The organism is Streptosporangium amethystogenes subsp. fukuiense (genome assembly GCF_042665875.1).
Taxonomy (GTDB): Bacteria; Actinomycetota; Actinomycetes; order Streptosporangiales; family Streptosporangiaceae; genus Streptosporangium; species Streptosporangium fukuiense.
On record NZ_JBHTEE010000001.1, the window covers coordinates 7451361 to 7475257 of the forward strand.

The 23897-nt window shown below is 69.5% G+C and carries 21 protein-coding genes and 2 riboswitches; of the genes, 14 read left to right on the plus strand and 7 right to left on the minus strand.

Going from position 1 to position 23897, the window contains the following annotated elements:
* Nucleotides 1–142 precede the first annotated feature (142 nt).
* The 3 genes from folB to ACFQVD_RS33085 are packed head-to-tail and all read left to right on the plus strand — an operon-like array spanning nucleotide 143 to nucleotide 1448.
* Complete coding sequence (gene folB, locus ACFQVD_RS33075; RefSeq protein ID WP_343962501.1) at nucleotides 143–505, plus strand: dihydroneopterin aldolase; 363 nt, start codon at nucleotides 143–145, stop codon at nucleotides 503–505.
* Nucleotides 502–999: a 2-amino-4-hydroxy-6-hydroxymethyldihydropteridine diphosphokinase gene (gene folK, locus ACFQVD_RS33080; RefSeq protein WP_343962189.1), complete on the plus strand. Its 498-nt coding sequence runs from the start codon at nucleotides 502–504 to the stop codon at nucleotides 997–999. The genes folB and folK overlap by 4 nt, the downstream gene beginning before the upstream one ends.
* Nucleotides 996–1448: a DUF3180 domain-containing protein gene (locus tag ACFQVD_RS33085; protein ID WP_343962191.1), complete on the plus strand. Its 453-nt coding sequence runs from the start codon at nucleotides 996–998 to the stop codon at nucleotides 1446–1448. Before folK ends, ACFQVD_RS33085 begins: the two co-directional genes overlap by 4 nt.
* 9 nt (nucleotides 1449–1457) lie before the next feature.
* On the opposite strand, the gene ACFQVD_RS33090 is transcribed toward ACFQVD_RS33085, so the two are convergent.
* From ACFQVD_RS33090 to ACFQVD_RS33100, 3 genes are read right to left on the minus strand one after another with little or no spacing between them, the layout of a single operon-like run.
* Nucleotides 1458–2624 carry an acyltransferase family protein gene (locus tag ACFQVD_RS33090; protein WP_343962194.1) on the minus strand — a complete coding sequence of 389 codons (1167 nt, stop codon included), beginning with the start codon at nucleotides 2622–2624 and terminating at the stop codon, nucleotides 1458–1460.
* A gap of 17 nt (nucleotides 2625–2641) precedes the next feature.
* Nucleotides 2642–3823, minus strand: coding sequence for an NADH-quinone oxidoreductase subunit D (locus ACFQVD_RS33095; protein WP_343962196.1), 1182 nt, complete (start codon nucleotides 3821–3823; stop codon nucleotides 2642–2644).
* Between the two features lie 17 nt (nucleotides 3824–3840).
* Nucleotides 3841–5136 (minus strand): aminotransferase class V-fold PLP-dependent enzyme, encoded by a 1296-nt coding sequence (locus ACFQVD_RS33100; protein ID WP_343962198.1) that lies wholly within the window; start codon nucleotides 5134–5136, stop codon nucleotides 3841–3843.
* Nucleotides 5137–5188: 52 nt separating this feature from the next.
* Nucleotides 5189–5304: riboswitch (SAM riboswitch) on the minus strand.
* Between the two features lie 207 nt (nucleotides 5305–5511).
* Here ACFQVD_RS33100 and ACFQVD_RS33105 point away from each other — a divergent pair.
* A complete protein-coding gene (locus tag ACFQVD_RS33105) occupies nucleotides 5512–6255 on the plus strand; it encodes a TerC family protein (RefSeq protein WP_343962200.1) in 744 nt (247 codons plus the stop codon).
* Nucleotides 6256–6354: 99 nt separating this feature from the next.
* Entirely contained in the window at nucleotides 6355–7554 is a 1200-nt protein-coding gene (locus tag ACFQVD_RS33110) for a cytochrome P450 (protein WP_343962202.1), read from the plus strand.
* A 22-nt stretch (nucleotides 7555–7576) separates the two neighbouring features.
* Here the strand turns inward: ACFQVD_RS33110 and ACFQVD_RS33115 are convergent, their stop codons facing one another.
* The 3 genes from ACFQVD_RS33115 to ACFQVD_RS33125 form a co-directional block, all read right to left on the minus strand.
* Nucleotides 7577–7717: a DUF418 domain-containing protein gene (locus tag ACFQVD_RS33115; RefSeq protein WP_386272985.1), complete on the minus strand. Its 141-nt coding sequence runs from the start codon at nucleotides 7715–7717 to the stop codon at nucleotides 7577–7579.
* A 113-nt stretch (nucleotides 7718–7830) separates the two neighbouring features.
* Nucleotides 7831–8589, minus strand: a complete 759-nt coding sequence (locus ACFQVD_RS33120) for a GNAT family N-acetyltransferase (protein WP_343962204.1) — start codon at nucleotides 8587–8589, stop codon at nucleotides 7831–7833.
* A gap of 43 nt (nucleotides 8590–8632) precedes the next feature.
* Nucleotides 8633–9598 (minus strand): SAM-dependent methyltransferase, encoded by a 966-nt coding sequence (locus tag ACFQVD_RS33125; RefSeq protein WP_343962207.1) that lies wholly within the window; start codon nucleotides 9596–9598, stop codon nucleotides 8633–8635.
* A 413-nt stretch (nucleotides 9599–10011) separates the two neighbouring features.
* Here ACFQVD_RS33125 and ACFQVD_RS33130 point away from each other — a divergent pair, with 413 nt between their 5' ends.
* The 6 genes from ACFQVD_RS33130 (at nucleotide 10012) to ACFQVD_RS33155 (ending at nucleotide 18360) form a co-directional block, all read left to right on the plus strand.
* A complete protein-coding gene (locus tag ACFQVD_RS33130) occupies nucleotides 10012–10902 on the plus strand; it encodes a Rossmann-like and DUF2520 domain-containing protein (protein ID WP_343962209.1) in 891 nt (296 codons plus the stop codon).
* 102 nt (nucleotides 10903–11004) lie between these two features.
* Nucleotides 11005–11913: a pantoate--beta-alanine ligase gene (gene panC, locus ACFQVD_RS33135; protein WP_343962211.1), complete on the plus strand. Its 909-nt coding sequence runs from the start codon at nucleotides 11005–11007 to the stop codon at nucleotides 11911–11913.
* 292 nt (nucleotides 11914–12205) lie between these two features.
* Nucleotides 12206–14746, plus strand: coding sequence for an L-aspartate oxidase (locus ACFQVD_RS33140; protein WP_343962213.1), 2541 nt, complete (start codon nucleotides 12206–12208; stop codon nucleotides 14744–14746).
* Nucleotides 14746–15528 (plus strand): type III pantothenate kinase, encoded by a 783-nt coding sequence (locus tag ACFQVD_RS33145; protein WP_343962215.1) that lies wholly within the window; start codon nucleotides 14746–14748, stop codon nucleotides 15526–15528. The genes ACFQVD_RS33140 and ACFQVD_RS33145 overlap by 1 nt, the downstream gene beginning before the upstream one ends.
* A 128-nt stretch (nucleotides 15529–15656) precedes the next feature.
* Nucleotides 15657–17192 (plus strand): bifunctional lysylphosphatidylglycerol synthetase/lysine--tRNA ligase LysX, encoded by a 1536-nt coding sequence (lysX, locus tag ACFQVD_RS33150; protein ID WP_343962217.1) that lies wholly within the window; start codon nucleotides 15657–15659, stop codon nucleotides 17190–17192.
* A gap of 967 nt (nucleotides 17193–18159) precedes the next feature.
* On the plus strand, nucleotides 18160–18360 hold the full coding sequence (locus ACFQVD_RS33155; RefSeq protein WP_343962219.1) for a LuxR C-terminal-related transcriptional regulator: 201 nt from the start codon (nucleotides 18160–18162) through the stop codon (nucleotides 18358–18360).
* A 192-nt stretch (nucleotides 18361–18552) separates the two neighbouring features.
* On the opposite strand, the gene ACFQVD_RS33160 is transcribed toward ACFQVD_RS33155, so the two are convergent.
* The gene (locus tag ACFQVD_RS33160) at nucleotides 18553–19515 is read right to left on the minus strand and encodes an NlpC/P60 family protein (RefSeq protein ID WP_343962221.1); all 963 of its coding nucleotides are present in this window, start codon (nucleotides 19513–19515) and stop codon (nucleotides 18553–18555) included.
* A gap of 92 nt (nucleotides 19516–19607) precedes the next feature.
* Nucleotides 19608–19755: riboswitch (cyclic di-AMP (ydaO/yuaA leader) on the minus strand.
* A gap of 336 nt (nucleotides 19756–20091) precedes the next feature.
* On the opposite strand from ACFQVD_RS33160, the gene ACFQVD_RS33165 reads away from it, so the two are divergent.
* From ACFQVD_RS33165 to ACFQVD_RS33175, 3 genes are all read left to right on the plus strand, one after another.
* Nucleotides 20092–20745, plus strand: coding sequence for an amino-acid N-acetyltransferase (locus ACFQVD_RS33165; RefSeq protein ID WP_343962224.1), 654 nt, complete (start codon nucleotides 20092–20094; stop codon nucleotides 20743–20745).
* Between the two features lie 228 nt (nucleotides 20746–20973).
* Nucleotides 20974–22029, plus strand: coding sequence for an RDD family protein (locus ACFQVD_RS33170; protein WP_343962227.1), 1056 nt, complete (start codon nucleotides 20974–20976; stop codon nucleotides 22027–22029).
* Between the two features lie 1282 nt (nucleotides 22030–23311).
* Nucleotides 23312–23644 carry a histone-like nucleoid-structuring protein Lsr2 gene (locus ACFQVD_RS33175; RefSeq protein ID WP_012895497.1) on the plus strand — a complete coding sequence of 111 codons (333 nt, stop codon included), beginning with the start codon at nucleotides 23312–23314 and terminating at the stop codon, nucleotides 23642–23644.
* The last annotated feature ends 253 nt before the right edge of the window (nucleotides 23645–23897 follow it).

Here is a 23897-nt window from a genome sequence, read left to right on the forward strand (position 1 = left end):
GGCCGAGGTACGGGCCGGTGACGGATCCCAGGACCAGCGGCCCCTGCGGATCAACGACGACGTCGCGGACCTGATCGGCGATCCGCTCCAGGACCCGCTGGGGGGTCCGGCGGATACGACGTACGGCCTGCCGTCGGGCCAGGTGGCGGACCGGATCAGCCTGAAGGGGCTGCGGGTGCGCGGGCGGCACGGCGTGCTGGCGGCGGAGCGGGAGCTCGGCCAGGAGTTCGTCGTCGACGTCACGCTCTTCCTCGACACGGCGCCCGCGGCGGCCCGCGACGACCTCGGCAGGACGGTCCACTACGGCGAGCTCGCCGAGGATCTGGCGAGGGTCGTGGCGGGCGAGCCGGTCGACCTGATCGAGACCCTGGCCCAGCGCCTGGCCGATGTCTGCCTGGCCCGCGAGCTCGTCCGGTCGGCGGAGGTGAGCGTGCACAAGCCCGCCGCGCCGATCCCGCTGCCGTTCGACGACGTGATCGTGACGATCACCCGGGGCCGGGTATGAGGGTGGTCCTGGCGCTCGGCAGTAACCTGGGCGACCGCTTCGGCACTCTGCGGGGCGGGCTCGACGCCCTCTTCGCCAAGCCGGGGCTCACGCTCGTCGCGGTGTCGCCGGTCTACGAGACCGACCCGGTCGGCGGCCCGGAGCAGGGTGCCTACCTCAACGCGGTGGTGATCGCCGAGAGCGCGCTGGAACCCCGGGCCCTCCTCGATCGTGCTCAAGGTGTGGAGAACGCCTTCGGACGGGTCCGGGTGGAGCGCTGGGGAGCGCGCACCCTGGACGTCGATCTGATCACCGTGGGAGACGTCGTGATGGACGACCCAGACCTGACCCTGCCGCATCCCAGGGCGCACGAGCGGGCGTTCGTGCTGGTCCCGTGGGTGCGGGCCGATCCGGACGCGGTCCTGTCCGGGCGTCGGGTGGCCGATCTGCTGGCCGGTCTCGACCAGGACTACGTGCGGCCCCGCCCCGAGCTGGTCCTGCGGGAGGCCGCGTGAGGCCCAGCCGTCCCGGCGTCCTCGTCGGGCTCTTCGTCGTGGTCACCATCCTCACCTGGGCGCTGCTCAAGCCGCTCTACGTGTCCCTGCCGACCATGCCGTGGACGGCGATCCCGACGGTGCTCGTGCTGGCGATCGGCGAGGCCTACAGCGGGTGGATGACGAAGGCCAGGATCGAGCGCAGGCCCGACACCAAGCCCGTCGATGCCCTGGCGGTGGCCCGGCTGGCGGCCCTGGCCAAGGCCTCCGCGTACGCCGGGGCGGTCTTCGCGGGACTCTTCGCCGGGTTCACTCTCTACACCGCCGAACTGCTCGACCAGAGGGTGCCCCGTCAGGACTTCTTCATCACCGGCGGGTCGGCGCTGGTGTGCGTGCTGCTGGTCTGCGCGGCCCTGTACCTGGAGCACTGCTGCAAGGTGCCCAAGGACTCCGCGGACGACGACCGCTGAGGGGACGCGTCAGCGCCTCCTGGCCCACTTCCGGCCGAAGAGCATGATGACCGGAAGGGTGCACACCAGTGCTCCGGCGACGGCCAGGGGGCGTTCCAGCCACCAGAGCAGGTCGGGCCGGACCAGGCTGCCCGGCCTGCTGCCCGCCAGCCACCAGGTCAGCGCCACCCAGATGGCCATGCCGGTCGTGTGGAACAGGAAGAGCGGGAGCGCGAACCGGTTCACCGTCTCGTTCACGCGCTGCCACCTGGGGCGGTCGAGCAGGCGCTCCATGGCCGGCCTCAGCACCTCCACCAGGCCGATCTGGAAGATCAGCAACGCCACGATGACGAAGGTGGGCGGCGCCATGTTGGACAGCTTGTCGCCGGGCACGCCGACCATCGAGCCCGGGTAGATGTCCGAGTAGACCAGGCCGAAGAGCGCGAACAGCCCGGTCCACAGGATGGCGATGTCGAAGCGGCGGGGAAGCGCCACCACCCTCGCGTAGAAGAACCCGGCCTGGTGGGCCAGCCCCCAGACAATGATCATGTTGAGCCAGCCCACGGCCTCGTACCCGTAGCGCAGCCGCAGCACGTCGACGACGAGCGCCGCCCCGGCCAGCCAGATCAGGATCAGCACGTCGAAGCGCCGGTGCAGCCAGAGCGCGACCGGGAGCAGGGCGATCAGCACGAGGTAGACGCCGATGAACCAGAGCGGGCTGATGACGAGCAGGACCACCCGGTTCATCCACCTGATCCCGAACGCCCAGGTCACGAGCGCGCCCAGCACGATCCAGGTTCCGGCCAGCGCCAGCGTCGGGATCGCCAGGCCGCGGATGCGCCGCCACACGAAGGTGCCGATGCCCATCCCGCCTTCGCAGGCGCGGTTCCAGGACAGCAGGTGGACGTACCCGCCCACGTAGAAGAAGAGCGGCAACACCTGCAGCAGCCAGGTCAGGATCCACAGCCCCGAGGTGAAGCCCAGCGGGCTCGTCGGCGAGGGGCCGTCCGGCCCCCACTGGAGGATCGTGAAAGCCCAGTGCCAGACCACCACGACGAGCAGGCTGAACGCGCGCAACCAGTCGACGTACCGGTCCCGCGGTGGCCTGCCGACGGCCGGTGAGTCGCCGGGATCGGCGGGGGACGCGGGTGTCGTCGGGGGAGTCGTCCTCCGCTGGTCTCCGCCGGGTTCGATCATGCGCTCCTGACCGTGCCTCACTTGTCGATATCGCCGACGACGAAGAACAACGAGCCCAGAATGGCGACCATGTCGGAGACCAGGTTGCCGGGGAGCATCTCGCGCAGCACCTGGACGTTGTTGAAGGAGGCGGACCGGAGCTTCATCCGCCACGGTGTCTTCTCCCCGCGCGAGACCAGGTAGTAGCCGTTGAGGCCGAGCGGGTTCTCCGTCCAGGCGTAGGTGTGGCCCTCGGGGACCTTCAGCACCTTGGGCAGGCGCTGGTTGATCGGCCCCTGGGGCAGTTCGCGGAGCCGCCGCACGCAGGCGTCCGCCAGGTCCAGGGAGACCTTCACCTGCTCCAGCAGCACCTCGAACCTGGCGTGGCAGTCCCCGGCGGAGCGGGTGACCACCTTCACCGGCAGCTCGCCGTAGGCGAGGTAGGGCTCGTCCCTGCGCAGGTCGAGGTCGACGCCGGAGGCACGGGCGATCGGGCCGCTCACGCCGTACTGCATGACCGTCTCGCGGTCCAGCACGCCCACCCCGCGGGTACGGGCGAGGAAGATCTCGTTTCCGGCGATCAGGCTCTCGATGTCGGGCAGCCGTCGCCGCACGTCGGCCACGGCCGTCGAGACCCGGCCCAGCCACCCCTCGGGCAGTTCCTCCTTCAGGCCGCCGACCCGGTTGAACATGTAGTGCATCCGGCCGCCGGCGATCTCCTCCATCACGGCCTGGAGGGTCTCGCGTTCCCGGAACGCGTAGAACATCGGGGTGATCGCGCCGAGTTCCAGCGGGTAGGAGCCGAGGAACATCAGGTGGTTGAGCACCCGGTTGAGCTCGGCCATCAGCGTGCGGGTCCAGACCGCCCTGACCGGCACCTCCATGCCGAGCATCCGCTCCACCGCGAGGACGACGCCCAGCTCGTTGGCGAACGCCGACAGCCAGTCGTGCCGGTTGGCCAGCACGATGATCTGCCGGTAGTCACGCACCTCGAACAGCTTCTCCGCGCCCCGGTGCATGTAGCCCACGATCGGTTCGGCCGAGCTGATCCGCTCCCCGTCCAGGGTGAGCCGCAGCCGCAGCACGCCGTGCGTGGACGGATGTTGCGGCCCGATGTTGAGGATCATGTCCTCGGTCGCGAGCTCCTTGCCGTGCGCCTCCCGCACGGCGGCGGCGCCCGCGCCCATCCCCACGCTCAGCTCACGGCGAGGCTCGTTCATATGCCTATGCTGTCACGTCAGCCGCGCGAGGCAAGATCCCGCAGGGCGGCGATCAGCCGGTCGACGTGCTCGGAGGTGGTGCCGATGCCGATGGAGGCGCGCACCGCGGAGGCGGCGGGGTCGTCACAGCCGCCGTCCTTGGCGTCCAGCAGGTGCCGTACGAAGGGGTGGGCGCAGAACTTGCCGTCCCGGACGCCGATGCCGTAGTCGCCGGACAGGGCCTCGGCGACCTCGCGGGCGGTGCGGCCGTTCACCACGAAGGAGACGATGCCGACGCGCGGGTGGTCGGGGCCCCACAGGGACAGCTCCTGCACGCCGGGGACGGAGGCGAGGCCAGCGCGCAGCCGGTCGAGGAGACGCTCCTCCTCGTGGACCAGCGGGGTCCAGCCGGTGGCGGTCAGGGCGTCGCAGGCCGCGGCCAGCGCGATGGCACCCAGGACGTTCGGGGTTCCGGCCTCGTGGCGGGCCTCGGGGTCGTCGTGCCACTCGGTCCCGTCGTCGTTCACCGCCCTCACCGCCCCGCCACCCCGCAGGTACGGCTCGGCGTCGGCCAGCCAGTCGGAACGGCCGATCAGCGCGCCGGCGCCGAACGGGGCATAGAGCTTGTGACCGGAGAAGACCACGTAGTCCAGGTCGAGCGCGGTCAGGTTGAGGCGGCGGTGCGGGACGAGCTGCGCGGCGTCGACGAGGACGCGGGCGCCGTGGCGGTGGGCGATGTGGGCCAGCGCGGCGATCGGCCACAGCTCCCCGGTGACGTTGGAGGCGGCGGTCACGACCAGCAGCTTGGGGCCTTCGACCGAGGCCAGGGCCTCGTCGGCGGCGCGGACCGCCTCGCCGGGGAAGGCGGGGACCGGCAGCCGCAGGGCACGCTTCCAGGGCAGCAGCGAGGCGTGGTGCTCGGTGTCGAAGACCACGGCGGTGGTGCCCTCGGGCAGGCTGCGGGCCAGCAGGTTGGTCGCGTCCGTGGTGTTCCTGGTGAAGATCACCGAGTCGCCGGGACGGGCACCGACGAAGGCGCGCACCGTCTGCCTAGCCTGCTCGTAGCGGGCCGTGGTCAGCTGGGAGGCGTACCCGGCGCCTCGGTGGACGCTGGAGTACGCCGGGAGCGCGGCGGCGACGGCGGCGCTCACCGGCTCCAGACAGGGGGCGCTCGCGGCGTAGTCGAGGTTGGCGTAGCGGACGAGCCTGCCGCCCCTGACCGGAACCTCCAGATCGGAACCGAGCACGGCGGGGATCGGCCGGTCGCCGGACGTACGGGTCGCGGGGGTGGCCGTGTCGGCGGCTGCGGCGGTGGAGATCGTCAGTATGGACATGCCAGGGCTCCTTCGAGGTCATCGGACCCCAACCCGTGGCACAGGTGCCTGGAGCCCGCGCTTGCCCGGCACACCTCGTGCCGGACCAGGTCCTCACCCGGGGCACCCCGCCGCGGACGCGAGGGTTGCCGGCCAGCGAGCCGGGGCTTGTCACTGGCACTCATGACCTACGGGGGAACTATAACCGACCTCTGCCGGGAATTCGCAAGCGATGTCCCTTGGGTTCGGGAACTCACGATGGATCCCGTTCGTCTGGGCAGTGAGCCGGGTGGCGTCCGGCGGCGGGTGATGTCTGTCCTGGTAGTGGGTGAACAACGCCGAACGACAAACCTCGTCGTGCCGGTAGTGATCAAGTAAGGCGAGCTGGAGGCTCAGATGTTGGACTGGGTGACCAACCCGGAGATCTGGATAGGGTTCGTCACCCTCGTCGCTCTGGAGATCGTGCTAGGCATCGACAACATCATCTTCATCTCGATCCTGGCGGGGAAGCTTCCGCCCGAGCAACGGGACAAGGCGCGCAAGTTGGGTCTCCTCGCGGCCCTTCTCAGCCGGCTGTTGCTGCTGCTGGCACTGTCGTGGGTGGTGAGACTCACGGCGCCGCTCTTCGAGGTCCTGGGGCAGGAGATCTCGGGACGAGATCTCATCCTGCTCGGCGGCGGGCTCTTCCTGCTCGGCAAGAGCGTCATCGAGATACACGACAACGTCGAGGGCAAGTCCGGGCACGGCAGCACCAAGGTCGCGGCCTCCTTCGGCTCCGTGATCGCCCAGATCATGCTGCTGGACATCATCTTCTCCCTCGACTCGGTCATCACCGCGGTCGGCATGGTCGACCAGCTCGGCGTCATGGTCGCGGCCGTGATCGTCTCGGTCCTGGTGATGCTCTTCGCCTCAGGCCCGATCAGCCGCTTCGTGGACAAGCACCCGAGCATCAAGATGCTCGCCCTGTCGTTCCTGGTGCTGATCGGCGTCGTGCTGATCGCCGAGGGCCTCGGGCAGCACATCTCCAAGGGCTACATCTACTTCGCGATGGCCTTCTCGCTCGTCGTGGAGCTGCTGAACATCCGGCTGCGCACCAAGGCGGCCCGGTCCGAGAAGTCGGACGAGCCGACCGAGGCGTAGCGCATCCGTCGCGGGGCGGCGGCCGGGCTGTCGAACGTCGGCCCAGCTCCAGGGGGCGGACCAGGCAATTGACACATGGGGCGACATTACGATGTCCATGTGCGCTTTGATCCCTGGAATCCGGAATTCGTCGCCCATCCGTACGACGTCTACGACGAGCTGAGGCGGCAGCGGCCGGTCAGTTTCTTTGAACCGACCGGCCAGTGGCTGGTCGCCCGGCACGCCGACGTCAACGCGCTGCTGCGCGACCGTCGGCTCGGCCGCTCCTACCTGCACATGGCGACCCACGCCGAGTTCGGCAGGCCCGACGACCCCGAGTTCCAGGACCCGTTCTGGCGGGTGGTCAGGGCCGGGATGCTCGACGTCGAGCCACCGGTGCACACCCGGCTCCGGCGCCTGGTCTCCAAGGCGTTCACCCCGCGCATGGTCGAGGCGCTCCGCCCCAAGGTCGCCGAGATCGCCGGGGAGCTGGTGGACCGCTTCGTCGAGCGCGGCGGCGGAGACCTGATCTCCGAGGTCGCCGAGCCGCTCCCGGTGACCGTGATCGCGGAGATGCTCGGCGTGCCCGAGGCCGACCGCCACCTGCTCCGCCCCTGGTCCGCCGACATCTGCGGGATGTACGAGCTGAACCCCTCCGTCGAGGCCCAGCACACCGCGGTACGCGCGGCCGAGGAGTTCTCCGCCTACCTCGTCGAGCTGGCCCGCGCCCGCCGGGCGAACCCCGGCGACGACCTGATCAGCGCGCTCGCCCTGGTGGCCGAGGAGGGCGACAAGCTCACCGAGGAGGAACTGGTCGGCACCTGCGTGCTGCTGCTCAACGCCGGGCACGAGGCCACGGTCAACGTCACCGGGAACGGCTGGTGGTCGCTCTTCCGCAACCCGGCCGAGCTGGAGCGGCTCCGCGCCGACCACGGCCTGCTGCCCACCGCGATCGAGGAGATGATGCGCTGGGACACCCCGCTGCAGATGTTCGAGCGCTGGGTCCTGGAGGACATCACCGTCGGCGGGGTGGACATCCCGCGCGGCACCGAGGTGGCGCTGCTGTTCGGCTCGGCCAACCGGGACCCCGAGGTCTTCGCCGACCCCGACCGCTTCGACGTCGGCCGGGTGGACAACCCGCACATCTCCTTCGGCGCGGGCATCCACTTCTGCCTGGGCGCCCCCCTGGCCAGAATCGAACTGATCGAGTCCTTCGGCGCCCTGCTCCGTAAGGCACCGAAGCTGGAACTCGCCACCGAGCCCGGCTGGGGCCCTGGCTACATCATCCGCGGCCTCACCGCCCTCGACGTACGGGTCTGAACCGGCTCGCCGCGCGGTGGTGTCAGGGGGAGCGGCGCAAGGGCGGGCGCTGGGCCCAGGTGGCCCGGCGCCAGAGCCATTCGAGGGGGCCGTAGCGGTATCGGCGCAGCTCAGACCCTCGGCATTCGGCGCCGTAGGGGGTCTTCGTTTGGCATGGAGGCATTCTGCGGACCCGGTCCGGTACCGGGCATCGGTCAAAAGCAGGGTTCGCACCGGCTCGGCCGTACTTTTGACCGGTACCGCGGCTCGGCTCCCAGGCGGGGTTCCGTTGCCCTGTCACATCCACCAGGTCGCATCGGTGATGGTGTCGAAGCCGAGGGAGTCGTAGAGCGGCTTGCCGGCCTTGGCCGCGGTCAGGGTGGCGGGGAGGTCCCCCAGGTGTGCCAGGACCGCGTGCATGAGCGCCCGGCCGACTCCGCGGGAGCGGTGGCCGGGCAGGGTGGTCACCCAGTAGGTCCCGCCGACCGTGCCGTCGACGACGGTCATGCAGGCTCCGGCGGGCACCCCGTCCCGCGCGGCGAGGAACAGATCGACGCCGGGGTGGCCCAGCAGGTCCTCGGAGAAGGCGTCACCCGGGCGGTAGGGCTGGAAGTTGGTCAGCGGGAATCCGTGGACCACGATGTTCTCCGCGGTCCGCAGCTGTGCCGTCGTCTCCACGTGGGTGATCTCCACGGCCGGTGGCGCGGGGAGCGGACCGGGGTGGCGGATCATGATGGGGAGCCGCCCCGGGGCCAGGCCCAGAGCGCTCATGTCGACCGAGCCGAACGGGTCCTCGACGATGACCCCGTCGGAAAGCCGGCGCCGGGCCAGGTCCGTCAGTTCGGCGAGATCGTCCGGACCGGGGTCCGGGGAGAGCAGCAGGATCCGCAGCCCGCCGCGCTCCCGTCCGTCCGAGGCGAGAAAGCCGGGGCGGCGGATCAGCTCGCTTCCCCGGGTGCGGGCGAGAGCCGTCCAGAAGGCGGCGGAGTTCCGGACGGCCAGTCGGAGAGAGGCCGTGGGCCCGGCGGGAACGGCGTGTGTCGAGGGAGTGCTCATGGCACCGACCCTACGAGGCGGGAAGAATCCTCGTTCGGCCCACTCAGAGGCGGGTCTGGGAGAGCCAGCCGAAGCCGCCGAGGCCGCCGGGAGCGATCAGCTCCGCCTCCTCGGAGGCCCGCGCGAGGGCGTGCAGGTAGCCGCGCGGGTCGATCCTGGCCTGCTCGACCGGCGGGCGGTTCCCGGTGACGCAAAGGGCGCGCAGCGCCTCCCGCTGCGTGGTCAGCGCCGTCGTGACGGCCCCGGCGCTCTCACCTGCGGCCGCGCAGGCGTCGAGCGCCACGTGGGCGGTGATGTCGCACGAGCCGTCGGGCACCGGCGCGACCATCGCCCCGTCGCGGTATCCGGCCAGCGTGCCGTACGGCGGCCGGTCGGTCAGGGAGTGGGCGTAGTCGATCGCGATCGCCCGGCCACGTGCCAACCGCACGATCACCGAGGCCCAGGCCCGGTCGCGTGGCCTGCCGATCTCGGCCCGCTCACCGGTGGCGCGCATCGGCCACCAGCGGGCCAGCCAGGCGAGATCCGCCTCGGCGGGTCTGCCACCGAGCCGCTCCTCACCGTCGGTGACGTTGACCAGGACCAGCCGGGGGCCGTCGGCGGTCTGCTCCACGATGTCGACGGGAACGTTGTCCAGCCACTCGTTGGCGATCACCAGGCCGCAGATCCCGTCCGGCGCGGCCTTCGCCCAGACGATCTCCTCGGGCAGCGCCGGCGGCCTGGCCGCCAGATCCACCGCGGTCACTCGGAGCCTCGATCGCAGCGCGGGCGGTGCGGCGGCGAGCACCCCGGCCGCCAGCAGGCCCTCACCGGCGCCGATGTCGACCAGGTCGAGCACCTGGGGGCCGCCGAGCGCCTCGTCGACCGAGGTCAGTTCGCGCAGCACGGCCTCGGCGAAGACGGGGGAGGCGCCGACCGAGGTCCGGAAGTGACTGGAGGGTCGTTCGCGGAGGTAGAAGCCGCTCTCGCCGTAGAGCGCGTGCTCCATCGCGGCGCGCCAGGTGAGCCACACACTCTCAGACGCTACCCGCCGAGGCGGAGGAACGAGATCAACTCGCGCTGACGCTTCGGCTGGGTACATGACTGCATTCTGTCACCGGATCGCACGATCGTTGTTGACGCCGTGTCGGCGCGTCGCCGCCTGGATCGCCGGGTGGGCCGGGTTCTCCGGCTCCGTGCGGGCCCCGTACGGTGTGTGTCGCCCGGTTCGGGGATCCCGGCGGGAGGTCGACGCGCTGTCACCTCGATCACCGGGTGGGCCGGACTCCCGGCGGGTCTCATGCGCTCCCGGGGCCCGCTTCCGGGCTCCCGGGGTGAAACAGGGCCGTCACGCCGGAACACGCGTCTTGACGCGGTTGCGGCGGCGCGGCCCGTTACGCTGGTCAATCAGGCACGAAGCCCCACATGGTCGAAGGACGTGACGTCATGGACGCAGTCGATCGCCCGGCACGGCTGGCCGTCGGAGTGATCGGAGCCGGCAAGGTCGGCTCTGCGCTCGGCGCGGCGCTCGTCAGGGCGGGACACCGGATCGTCGCGACGAGCGGTGTCTCCGACGACTCCAGGGAGCGTGCGGTCGAGCGCCTCGGGCTCGTCCCCGTACGGCCCCAGGACGTGGTGGCCGGAGCGGACCTCGTCTTGCTGACGGTCCCCGACGACGCGCTGCCCGAGTTGGTCTCCGGCCTGGTGGAGACCGGTGCGGACCTGCGGGGCAAGCTGGTGGTGCACACCAGCGGCGCGTACGGCCTGGCCGTGCTCAATCCGGCGATCAAGGCCGGAGCGCTGCCGCTGGCGCTGCATCCGGTGATGACCTTCACCGGCCGTGAGGACGACCTGCGCCGCCTCACCGGCATCTCCTACGGGGTGACCGCGCCCGAAGGGCTCCGCCCGGTGGCCGAGGCCCTCGTCATCGAGATGGAGGGCGAGCCGGTCTGGATCGCCGACGAGGACAGGCCGCTCTACCACGCGGCCCTCGCGGGAGCGGCCAACCACATGGTGACGCTCATCGCGGAGTCCTCCGAACTGCTGGAGAAGATCGGGGTGGAGCAGCCGGGGCGGATGCTCGGTCCGCTGCTCGGCGCGGCGCTGGAGAACGTGCTGAGGCTCGGCATCTCGGGGCTGACCGGCCCGGTGGTGCGCGGTGACGCGGGTACCGTCCGCAGGCACGTGGACGCGCTGATCCTCGCGGCCCCGGAGGCCGCGGACGCCTACGTGGCGCTGGCCAGGCTCACGGCCGATCGGGCGCTGGCGGCCGGGTTGCTCAAGCCCGAGGCCGCCGAACGCCTCCTGGACGCCCTGGGGGGCAACGTGTGGACCTGAGACCGGCCTGACGGAGGGGGCGGTCTACGGGGGGAGCCGGTCGGTGTCGTTCTCTCCCTCCGTACGCTTGAGGTCGGGGGTCTCCACTCTCCAGGAATTCCGATGAACGTCGCCCCCTCTCCGGCCGGCAGGCCGGAGCACCCCCGGGAGGTTCCATTGATCGTGGCGGACGACCGCGCAGGGCTGCTCAAGGCCCGAGAAGCCCTGGGGATCGGCGCGGGCGCCTCCGTGGGCGGGAGCGCGCTGGCGCTCGTGCCGACCATGGGCGCGCTGCACGAGGGACACCGCTCGCTCATCCGGCTGGCCCGGCAGAGGGCGGCCCACGTGGCGGTGAGCGTCTTCGTGAACCCGCTTCAGTTCGGCCCAAACGAGGATTTCTCCCGCTATCCCCGTACGTTCGATGCCGATCTGGAGGTCTGCGCGGCCGAGGGAGTGGACCTGGTGTTCGCCCCGTCGGTCGAGGACATGTACCTGCCGGACAGGCAGGTCGGCGTCTCCGCGGGGAGGATGGGCTCGATCGTCGAGGGAGAGTTCCGGCCGGGGCACCTCGACGGCATGCTGACCGTGGTGCTGAAGCTGTTCAACCTGGTCCAGCCGGATGTGGCGGTGTTCGGGCAGAAGGACGCCCAGCAGCTCGCGATGATCCGCCGGATGGTCGCCGATCTGAACCTGCCGGTCTCCGTCGTCGGGGCGCCCACGGTCCGCGAGCCGGACGGGCTGGCGCTGTCCAGCCGCAACCGCTACCTGTCGCCGGAGGACCGGGTGGCCGCTCTGGCCCTGTCCCGCGCGCTGCACGCGGGAGCCGGGCAGCGCACGCCGGCGGAGATCCGCCGGGACGCGCTCGCCGTTCTGGCGGCCGAGCCGTCGCTGGCCGTCGACTATCTGGTCCTGGTCGACCCGGCCACCTTCACCGAGGTCGGCGACGGCCACACGGGCGAGGCGGTCCTCGCGGTGGCCGCGCGGGTGGGGTCCACCCGGCTGATCGACAACGTCACGCTCACCCTTCACTGAGCTCTTCACTGAGCTCTGAAGGCCCTCGTACGCGGTGCCGCCCGGTTCCCGCGTGAAGTCCCGCCGCGCGCTCGGCGGGCGACGGGTCGCGGAGGTCGTGTCCGCCGAGCCCCTCGGCCCCGACGGCGGAGTTCCCCGACGCGGGGTCCCGTTCCCGCCGTCCACGGTCCAGGGGCGCGGTGGTCCCGGAGGGCGGGCGGAATGTCCACCCCGGGGAACAGCCACACCGGGGATGGCGTTATCGTCACGCTGACGAAATGAACGGCCTCTATGATTCCGCGAGGAGGCGGCAATGAGCATCCCGGCCATACCCCAGAGGTTGACCGCTCCCGCTCCGGGATGGACGGTCCAGGCGGACGTGGTCGTGGTGGGCTCCGGCATCGCGGGTCTCACCCTGGCACTGCGCTACGCCGGCCTGGACCCCGAGGCGAAGATCCTGGTCGTCACCAAGGACGTCCTGTCGTCCGGGTCCACCCGCTGGGCCCAGGGCGGCATCGCCGCGGTGCTCGACCCGCGGGACACCCCTGCCGAGCATCTGTCCGACACGCTCCTCGCGGGGGTGGGCCTCTGCGACGAGGAGGCCGTCCGGGTCCTGGTGACCGAAGGGCCCGACGCGCTGCGCGGCCTGATCGCGATGGGCGCCAGATTCGACACCGACGAGGCCGGGGAACTCCAGCTCACCAGGGAGGGCGGCCACCGGCGCGATCGCATCGTGCACGCGGGCGGCGACGCCACCGGGGCCGAGGTGCAGAGGGCGCTCGTGGCGGCGGTCAGGGAGTCGGGGATCGAGGTGATCGAGCACGCCCTCGTGCTCGACCTCCTCAAGGACGCCGAGGGGCGCGCCGCCGGGGTGACCCTGCACGTCATGGGCGTGGGCGAGCGCGACGGGGTGGGCGCGGTCACGGCCAGGGCCGTGGTGCTGGCCACCGGTGGCATGGGCCAGGTCTACGCCGCCACCACCAACCCCGTCGTCTCCACCGGGGACGGGGTGGCGCTCGCGCTGCGGGCGGGGGCCGTCGTCAGGGACCTGGAGTTCGTCCAGTTCCACCCGACGGTGTTCTGGCTCGGCGAGGACGCGAGCGGCCAGCAGCCGCTGATCTCCGAGGCGGTCAGGGGCGAGGGTGCGGTACTGGTCGACGCGGACGGCACCCGGTTCATGCGGGACGTCCACGAGCTGGCCGATCTCGCCCCCCGTGACGTCGTGGCCAAGGCGATCATGCGACGGATCCGCGCCACCGGCGCCGACCACGTGTATCTCGACGCCCGCCACTTCGGCGAGGAGAAGTGGCGCACCCGCTTCCCGACGATCCACGCGGTCTGCCTGGAGCACGGCGTCGATCCGGTCACCCAGCTCATCCCCGTCGCCCCCGCCGCCCACTACGCCAGCGGCGGCGTCCGCACCGACCTGCACGGCCGCACCAGCGTGCCCGGTCTGTACGCGTGCGGCGAGGTCGCGTGCACCGGCGTGCACGGCGCCAACCGGCTGGCCTCCAACTCCCTGCTCGAGGGCCTGGTCTTCGCCGGTCGCATCGCCGCCGACATCCACGCCGACGTTCGCGAGGGGCGGGCCGCAGCCGGCGAACCGGTGCCCGACGACCGCCCCACCGGCCTGATCGACCCCAGGGCCCGGGTCAGGATCCAGGGGCACATGAGCCGGGGGGCGAGCGTGCTGCGCAGCCGGGAGTCGCTGGGAGAGGCCGCCAGGACCCTGCTGAACCTCAGATGGACCCCGGTGGCGGTCGAGCCGTGTACCGAGTCGTGGGAGACCACCAACCTGCTGACGGTCGCCTCCGCGCTCGTGGCGGCCGCCCGCGCCCGCCAGGAGACCAGGGGGTCGCACTGGCGCGAGGACTTTTCCGAGAGAGACGACGCCTTGTGGCTGGGCCACCTCGACGTGACCCTGACAGCGGAGGGACCGACCATGACATACGTACCGCACGGGCGGCGAGCGACCGTGCTGCCGCCGCAGGTGGAGAACGATCTCACCGAGGCGGGTCTCGACCCGGTCGGGGTGGTCGCGGTCCTTGAGGTCGCGGCGGCCGAGGACGTGGCGGAGGGTGACGTCACCAGCATCGCCACCATCCCGGCGGACCGGCGCGACAGCGCCGACGTGGTCGCCCGCGCGGACGGCGTGGTCGCGGGGCTGGCCGTGGCCGAGGGCGCGTTCTCCTACCTCAGCGGAGGCCGTCTGACGGCCGAGCGCAGGGTCAAGGACGGCGAGTACGTCTCCAGGGGCGACGTGCTGATGACCGTCACCGGTCCCACCAGGGATCTGCTGACCGCCGAGCGCACCGCGCTCAACCTGCTCACCCACCTTTCCGGTATCGCGACCCTGACCGGTAGGTGGGTCCAGGCCGTCGAGGGGACCGGGGCCCGGATCAGGGACAGCCGCAAGACGCTGCCGGGACTGCGCGCCCTGGAGAAGTACGCGGTCCGCTGCGGCGGTGGTATCAATCACCGCATGTCACTTTCGGACGCCGCGCTGATCAAGGACAATCACGTGGTGGCCTCCGGTGGGGTCGCCGAGGCGTTCCGGGCGGTCCGTGACGCCTACCCCGGTCTGCCGATCGAGGTCGAGGTCGACAGGATCGACCAGATCGAGCCGGTGCTGGCCGAGGGAGCGGAGGAGATCCTGTTGGACAATTTCACGGTCGAGGAGCTGGCGCGTGCCGTACGGCTGGTGGGCGGCAGGGCGCGGCTGGAGTCCAGCGGAGGGCTGACCCTTCGACTCGCTCGTGATGTGGCCGAAACAGGTGTTGACTACCTTGCCGTGGGCGCGCTCACGCACTCGGCGCCGGCGCTGGACATCGCCTTGGACCTTCGGGGGAACTGATGCTGCTTGCCATTGACGTCGGCAACACTCACACCGTTCTCGGCCTCTTCGAGGGCGAGGACGTCATCGAGCACTGGCGGATCGCCACGGACGCCCGGCGTACGGCGGACGAGATCGCCGTCGTGCTCCAGGGGTTGCTCGGGCAGTCACCGCTGCTCAAGGGCACCGACGTCAACGGCATCGTGATCTGCTCCACCGTCCCATCGGTGCTCAACGAGATGCGTGAGATGTGCCGCCGCTACTACGGCGACGTGACGGCGGTGATCGTCGAGCCGGGCGTCCGCACCGGGGTGCCGGTCCGGATGGACAACCCGAAGGAGGTCGGCAGCGACCGCATCGTCAACGCGCTGGCGGCCATCCAGCTGTACGGCGGGCCGTGCGTCATCGTCGACTTCGGGACCGCGACCTCCTTCGACGCCGTCTCCGCCAAGGGGGAGTACGTCGGCGCGGTGACCGCCCCCGGCATCCAGATCTCGGTGGACGCGCTCGCCGCGGCGGGCGCGCAGCTGCACAAGGTGGAGCTGGTCCGCCCCCGCTCCGTGATCGCCAAGAACACCGTCGAGGCGCTCCAGGCCGGCATCATCTACGGCTTCGCAGGTCAGGTGGACGGGATCGTCGAGCGGATGGCGGCCGAGCTCGCCGCCAACCCCGACGACGTCACGGTGGTCGCCACCGGCAGCGCGGCGCCGCTGGTGGTCGGCGAGGCGCGCTCGATCGACATGCACGAGCCCTGGCTCACACTGATCGGGCTGCGCCTGATCTACCACCGCAACGCCACCTGAGAGCGTTGTGACACCGGTGCCGTGACACCGCCCGGAGCGCGGTGTCACGGCCGGAGGACGCCGCGACGTTCCGGGAGGACCCGCGGCGCCCCGGAGTCCCTTTCCGGTCCCCGGCGGTCGGCGACCTCATGAGGTTCGCCACATCGGTACCCTTTGGAACTGTGACCGATGAAGTGACCAACCCCGCCGAGGATCTGCCCGAGCAGATGCGCGTGCGCCGGGAGAAGCTCGACCGCCTCCGCTCCGAGGGCGTCGACCCCTACCCGGTGAACTTCCCGCGCACCGCGACCAACGCCGAGATCCGCCGGAAATACGCTGATCTCTCCGCTGACACCGCGACGGGCGACAAGGTTGGTGTCACCGGCCGGGTGATGCTGTCCAGGACCGGTGGCAAACTCTGCTTCGCCACCATCCGCGACGGCTCCGGCGATCTCCAGGTCATGATCTCCCTGGACAGGGTGGGCGAGGAGGCACTGGCCTCGTGGAAGCGCGATGTCGACCTCGGCGACCACGTGGGCATCGAGGGTGAGGTCATCACCTCCCGCAGGGGTGAGCTGTCCATCCTCGCCGACCGCTGGGCGATCACTTCGAAGTGCCTGCGCCCACTGCCGGAGAAGCACGCCGGGCTCACCGACCCCGAGGCGCGGGTCCGCCAGCGCTACGTCGACCTCATCGTCAACGACGAGGCCAGGAAGCTGGCCTACACCCGCAGTGCCGTGGTGCGGTCCATCCGCGACTTCTGGCACGAGGAGGGCTACCTGGAGGTCGAGACGCCGATGCTCCAGCCGATCCACGGTGGAGCCACGGCCCGGCCTTTCAAGACCCACATCAACGCCTATGACATGGAGCTCTACCTTCGCATCGCGATCGAGCTCTACCTCAAGCGGCTCGTGGTCGGCGGTATCGAGAAGGTCTTCGAGATCAACCGTAACTTCCGCAACGAGGGCGCGGACTCCACGCACAACCCCGAGTTCACGATGCTCGAGGCCTACGGCACGTATCTCGACTACAACGACATGGCCGACCTGACCCAGCGGATGATCCAGAAGGCGGTCGTGGCGGCCCTCGGCCACTCCGTGGTCGTCCACCAGGGGCAGGAGATCGACCTCGGCCTGGCGAAGTGGCCGCGGATAACCCTCTACGGGTCGGTCTCGGAGGCACTGGGCGAGGAGATCACCACCGCGACGCCCCTGGAGTACGTACGCAAGCTCGCGGACGCCCGGGAGATCCACTGGGATGCCAAGTGGGGCCAGGGCAAGCTCGTCCAGGAGATCTTCGAGGCGCTCGTCGAGCACACGCTCGTCCAGCCCACGTTCGTCATGGACTATCCGGTGGAGACCTCCCCGCTGACCCGCCAGCACCGTGACAACCCGCTCCTCACCGAGAAGTGGGACCTGATCGGGTTCGGCACCGAGCTCGGCACCGCCTACTCGGAGCTGGTCGACCCGGTCGAGCAGCGTCGCCGCCTCACCGAGCAGTCCCTGCTCGCCGCGGGCGGGGACGCCGAGGCCATGCAGCTTGACGAGGACTTCCTCACCGCACTGGAATATGCGATGCCGCCCACCGGCGGCATGGGTCTCGGCATCGACCGCCTCATCATGGCCTTCACCGGTAAGAACATCCGCGAGACCATCCTGTTCCCGCTGGTCAAGCCGGCCGGCTAAGTCCGAGGGCGGCGTCGCCGGACCGCGCGGGACCTCGTCCCGTGCGGTCCGGCGCGGTCGGGCGACGCGACCGTTCCCGCCGGGCGCTGTCCGCCGGGACCGAAGCCCGGACGACGGCCCGGGACGGTGTCTCCGGGTCTCCGGGTCTCCAGGGCGGGCCGGTCGGGCTCGGCGCGTACCTTCCCCCGGCCGGCGTACCGAGTAGCGCCCTCACCCGCCTCGCGGGCACCTCCGCACCACCGTCCCGCGCCGTCCCACACCGTCTCGCACGGCTCCGTGCCGGCCCGCGTGGGCGCGAGCGCGGCGCGCGGACGATGCCCGGGCGGACGGGGCGAACCCCGATGGGCCGGGAATCGTGGGGCCGTGCTCACTCTCCCCATGCAATTTCGGACGGATTTCTGCATAGCGCAGAAACTCCCTTTAAGCATGTCCAATATCGCCTGACGCCGGTCGTCGGCACCTGATACTTCGCGAATGCCGCAAAGGTGCTCGCGCAGGCTTCCCATTTCAGAGTTTTCCGCGAGGTGCCGTCAAGGCGCCGGCCGGCGTGGCCGTCGAAGAGCGTCACGATGAGATCGATTTTCCCGGGGAAAAGCGGGCGGCTCGCTTCCGCCGAGGATGCGGCCCCGCGGACGCGTGCCGCCACGACGGTTCCGGCAAAACCTTGTTCTGCCAGGACTTCTGTTGTCGCAGCCAGAGGGGCGTCTGCGGGCTCGTGCGGGGGCACAGTCGTGACTTAACCCCAAAGGCGCTGACATATCATGAGTACTTCACGTAGCACCTAGTATGTCAATAGTGGGCGCGCGCTATGAAGAGTAGAACTTGACGACCTTTGAACAAGGCGTTTACCGTTCCTGGCGGACGGTATTCATTTCCGGCGTCTCACGCCCGGTTTCCAGAGTGGGGGGAGTGACTCTTGATGGCATATCCAGAAGTGGATTCTCGCCATGGCGACAGCCCCCTGGGCATGAGTGATATCGGTCTCAGTGACAACGACCTCGTGCTGCTGGCTGAACTCGCCAAGGGTGTCACCGTCGACAGGGTGGGCCGCCGCCTCGATATCAGCGGCCGGACCGTCAGGCGCAGGCTCAGAGGCATCTGCGACCGCATCGGTGTCGCCACGGCGATCGAAGCCGTGGCCTGGGCGGCCCGCCGCCGCCTGATCTAGGCCCTTCCCCTGGGGCTTTCGCCCACTGCGGTCGGGTGACGCCTCGCCGCGTTGTCGTCGGCCGCCGCACCCGCGGGGCACGAGTCCTGGGGGCGCGACTCCGGGGAGCGCCGTCCGACCGGCCCTCGGCAGGGCAGGGTTCGCCGGGCAGGAGCGGGCGCGCTCCTGCCGAGGGCCGGTCGGCTCGGCCGCTCAGTCGGCGATCCGCACCCCGCCGGCGAAGGGCCGGTTGTCGATCGTGGCGATGTGGATGACGTCACCCGTCCGGGGCGCGTGGACCATCAGGCCCGCGCCGATGTAGATCCCGACGTGGTGCAGGTCGCTGTAGAAGAAGACCAGGTCGCCTGGGCGCAGATCGTTTCTGGAGATGTGGGTGCCCGCGGTCCACTGGTTGCCGGTGTAGTGCGGCAGGCTGATGCCGACCTTCTGGTAGGCCCACATGACCAGCCCGGAGCAGTCGAAGGAGTTGGGGCCCTCGGCGCCCCAGACGTACGGCTTGAGTTGCTGGGTGAGCGCCCAGCGGGCCGCCTCCGCCGCCTTGCCGCTGCCCACGATGGGCACGTCGACCTTCACCCGGGCACCCCTGTTGCTGACGGCCCTGGTGCGCACCTCGCTGAACAGGTCACTCTCGACCCGCGCGACCAGTCGCTCGATCTTGCTGCGCTTGCCCTCGATCTCCTCCAGGAGCGCCTTGACCTCCGAGGTCCTCGCCTTGGCGCTGGCCTGTGCCCGCTCGGCGGCCTCGATCGCCCGGCCGACCTGGGCGACCTCCTCGCTCTGCTGCTGCTGGAGGGCGTAGTTGGTGGTGGCCTGGTCGAGGAAGGTGTCGGGATCGGTCGCCTGGGTGAAGGCGAGTCCGGAGTTCAGGCCGCCGGACATGTAGTTGCTCTGTGCGAGGAGGGTGGCCTTGGTGCGCCGGGTCGCGAGCTCCGACTCGCTCGTCGCGAGGGTCTTCTTGGCACTTTCCGCGGCTCGCTGGGCCTGCTTGAGCCTGACCCGTTCGCCGTTGTACTGCTCGGCGAGCGTGCCGATCTCCTCGTGCAGCTTCTCGGCCTGCTTGGCCAGTTGCTGGAGGCTGGGCTCGGGATCCGCCGTGGCCGAGACCAGGGGGGTGCCGAGGGTCATGATGGCGAACGCCAGGCCGATGACCGCCATGCGGCGACTCCGCCTCCGCGGCGCGCGTTCTCGACAGCGGGCGTCGCCGCCCGCATGCTCTCCTGCGCGGTCGCGCATGCGCTTCACCAACGGGCTCCTCTCCTCGGCCGCCTACCGGGTTAGCTGACGGGTTCGGGCCGGAGGCAGCCCTACCGGGTGCGCCGGTGGCACTCGGATTCACCCCGAAGGACGTGGTGGGTCCCCGGTTCCCCTGGTCGGGAGATTCGGCGGGTCAGGCTTTTTACGTCTCTGACATCGAGCACGGAGATTAGTGCACTCGTGGTTCCTGCTCAACCAGAACTGCGAACTCAGTAGAGGTTTCGCAACTGAAATGTCACGGAAAGATCACATGGCAATATGATCAACATGGCCATTACGCTGCCTTTGCCTTCCTCGCGGCGGGCCCGGCGCGGGTCTTCCCTGGTCCGGGACCGTGCCAAAGATGAGCTGCGACACATCGGAGGCGTCGTGCGCCCAGCGTGGTAAACCAACTACCAAGGGTCATGTGATGCCTTCGGGGCCGGAGTTAAGGATGAGCCGTAATTGAAGGCCGGAGAGGACGTACGCTGATCGGTCATGGAGCAGCTTGCGGAGCATTCTCCCGTGCCGTTCGCGAACCCCGGGAAAGAAGGGGAGCGGCGAACCGGATCCGAGGGAGAGGAGCGGGAGTCACCCGCTCCCGGCGTCACCCCGGCGGTCACGGTCCGCCGCGCCCGCACCCCGGACGTCCGCGCCATCAGGCGGCTCGTCGACACCTACGGTGGAGCCGGCCCGCGCCTGCTGGAGAAGGCCACTGTCACCCTGTACGAGGACATCCAGGAGTTCTGGGTCGCGACCGACGCGGAGGGGATGATCCTCGGTTGCGGGGCGCTCCATGTCCTCTGGGAGGATCTTGCCGAAATACGGACCGTTGCCGTCGATCCGACCCGCCGGGGGATGGGAATCGGCCATCGGATCGTCTCGGCGCTCATCCGCACGGCCGCCGAGCTGGGGCTGCGCAGGGTCTTCTGCCTGACCTTCGAGGTCGACTTCTTCGCCCGGCACGGATTTCAGGAGATCCAGGGCACGCCCGTCGCCCCGGAGGTTTACGCCGAACTCCTCGCCTCCTACGACGAGGGCGTCGCGGAGTTCCTCGATCTGGAGCACGTCAAGCCCAATACCTTGGGAAACACTCGGATGCTGCTGCACCTGACACGCGAGCCCGACTCTGATGACTTTAGAGATGACTGACTGGAAAGGTGACTGTTGATTCCTATGTCGATACCTTGTGCAGCAGCAAGCATGTGCGTCTGACATTTGCCACATGCGCAGTCTAAGTGAGGTGACGCGGTGAGCACCGGACAGCCGCCGTATCCGCAGGATGATCCCGAGCGCAGTCGCACACCTTCGGGACAGCCGGATTACGGACAGCACAACCCGGGTCGAGCCCCTGGCGAACTCGACCCCGACGTGACGATCATGGGATATCGGTCGGAGGGGTCGCAGCCGAACACCGGCCCGGGGGTGGCCCAGCCCGGTTATGGCCAGCAGGGCTATGGCCAGCAGCAGGGTTATGGGCAGCAGCAGGGGTACGGGCAGCAGCCCGGTTACGGTCAGCAGGGGTACGGACAGCAGCAGTCGTACGGTCAGCAGGGCGGGACGGACATGTACGGCCAGCAGCAGGGCTACGGTCAGCAGGGCGGGACCGGCGCGTACGGGCAGCAGCCCGGCTACGGACAGCAGGCGTCCCACGAGCAGTCGGGCTACGGTCAGCAGCCCGGCTACGGTCAGCAGCCCGGTTACGGTCAGCAGTCGTCCCAGCCGGGTTACGGCCAGCAGCAGTACGGTCAGCAGCCCGACTACGGTCAGCAGCCCGGTTACGGTCAGCAGTCGTCCCAGCCGGGTTACGGCCAGCAGCAGTACGGTCAGCAGCCCGACTACGGTCAGCAGCCCGGCTATGGTCAGCAGCAGCCCGCGTACGGACAGCAGCAGGGGTACGGCCAGCCTTACGGCGGTCCTCCCGGCGCTCCCGCTCCGCTCGCCGAGTGGTGGCAGCGCCTGGTGGCGCGGATCATCGACGGAATCATCCTGGCGATCCCGACATTCATCATCAGCGGGGTGCTGACCGCCATCCTCGTGACGTCTCCCAGTTTCAACCTTGAGTCGGGCGCCGTCACGGAGGGGAGCGGCATCTTCCTCGCGAGTCTGCTCAGCTCCCTGATCGCCGCGGCGATCTACTTCGCCTACGAGTTCTTCATGATCAGTAGGGGTGGGCAGACCGTCGGCAAGATGGTCATGGGCATCAAGATCGTGCCCGTCGGCAGTGCCCTGCCGCCGGGCGGGCTCAGCTCCGACGTCGCGCTCAAGCGCGGCGGTGTGTTCTTCGGTCCGCAGTTCCTGAGCTGGATCCCCGTCCTCGGCTGGATCGTCAACATCTTCAGCCTCGTGAACGTGCTGTGGCTGCTGTGGGACAAGCCCCTGCAGCAGGCGCTGCACGACAAGGTGGCCGGGACGGTCGTCGTCAAGATCAAGTAGTTCCGGGTAAATCGGGGCCGGCGGTTGAACCGTCGGCCCCGATTTCGCGCCCGGACGAGAAAAACGGGGATCGTTAGGGGCGGGTAACCGTCTCGGCCGCGGAAGCCACGGAAGCGTAAAAATCATTTGCCGCGCCTTGGCCGGCGCGGGGGGACTTATGATCGGGCCCCGGCGCGGCGGAATATTCGTGTTTGAGGCCGACAAGGGGCTCAGGGGAGCTCACAAGCCGCTATGAGACGCCAATGCCGGTTCTGCCCTCGCCGAGGGTTCGCACGCCAGTCATCGAATGGCGGGACCGGCCTGCCTCCGGCATCCCCGGGGACGGCCCGCGGGTTTCTCTCCTTCACCTTCCGTCGCGCGTTCAGGGTCTTCTCGCGGAGCTGGATCACCGGGTGTGCGGTGTTGCCTGGGTTGTCCGGTGAGCCCATCGTCTTTGGTGGTTATACGGTCTACGACTATGTACTCCGCGCCGGAGTGGGTCGTACTCTTGGCAAGAAAGCGTTGAAGATCCGTCTTGTTCCGCAGGCTTGCGTCGCATCGGCTGCCACCCGGGTGATGAAGCGGGCCGCTCTCCATCCGGATGTTCCACCGGCGGTGGACATTCTCGCGATGAACCCGCCCGCGGTGATCTCCGGTTCCGTGACAAGGCGTTGTTCATCCCGGCGGGCAGGCTCTCCCACCAGGAGCTTCGCCCCTCCGAGGCCGGTGGCGCGGGGGCCGGAGAGCGGGCGGGCATTGGTATTTCCGAAGGCGACGGTGATCACCTGATCGTCCTGTCGGTTTTTCCCTGCGGCTTTACGACTGCAACCGGTAAGGCGGCTGGAGAGAAGCATTAGGCTGGAGAGTGACGGGCATGGTCGCCCCTGCTGACACACGTCGCCGTCCGGTGGCGCTATGGTCATCTGTGGGCGGTTCCAGACTGAACGGGCGGACACCCGCGTGGCTCGGGAGTCGTCGCCAAATTTTCATGGTCTCCAGAAAGCCACCTAGCGGTACGGAGCGAGGACGAATGTACGACGTATTGTCCGCGTTGATACCTCCGGCGGTCGTCGGCGGAGCCTTCATCTTCGGAGTCGTCAAGCTACTTCGGAGTGAAGCCGCCGGTCGCCGGCCAAAACAGTCCGACCCGGCCGAGTCGCAGAACAGCTGATCCACCGGAGCGCCGACTGAGAGTGTCTCGGTTGCCTGTGAGAATCGCCGGGCTCCTGGAATTGCCGCTCTTCGATCGCGGGTATATGTTTAGCTTGCGAATGAAACAATACTCCGCGAAAGGATTGTGTAGATGGCCAAGCAGATCCAGGAGATTCTCATCGACGACCTCGATGGGGGCGAGGCCAATGAGACTGTCGCCTTCGCGATTGACGGCACCAGCTATGAGATTGACCTGAGTGACGTTAACGCGAAGAAGCTCCGCGACTCCCTGTCGCCTTTCGTGCAGAGCGCCCGTCGTTCCGGCGCGTTGGCACCCCGCCGCCGCCGCGCGGGTGGCGCGCGGGCACTCACGCGAGAGAAGAGCGCCGACATCCGGGCATGGGCGAAGTCCCACGGCCTTAATGTCAGCGAGCGCGGTCGAATCGCCTCCAAGATCGTCGAGCAGTACGAAGCGGCTCACTAGATCGGCTCAGTAGATCGAGTGAATCATGCGGTTATGGCGGTCACGGTGGGGTCCGGTGGCGGCCATGACCGCATGATGTGTTTGTCCGGCGGACAAACGTCGTTCGCTTGCGGCGTAGCGGGAACATCCCACCCCCCGTAAGTAGTTGGATGGAGGGTGAACGCCCTGCTCTCGGGGAACGTCTTCTGCATAGAGCGGTCGCCGGGTCGGGGCTACCATGCGGGATGACAGGGCCCGGATATCCCGGACCTGC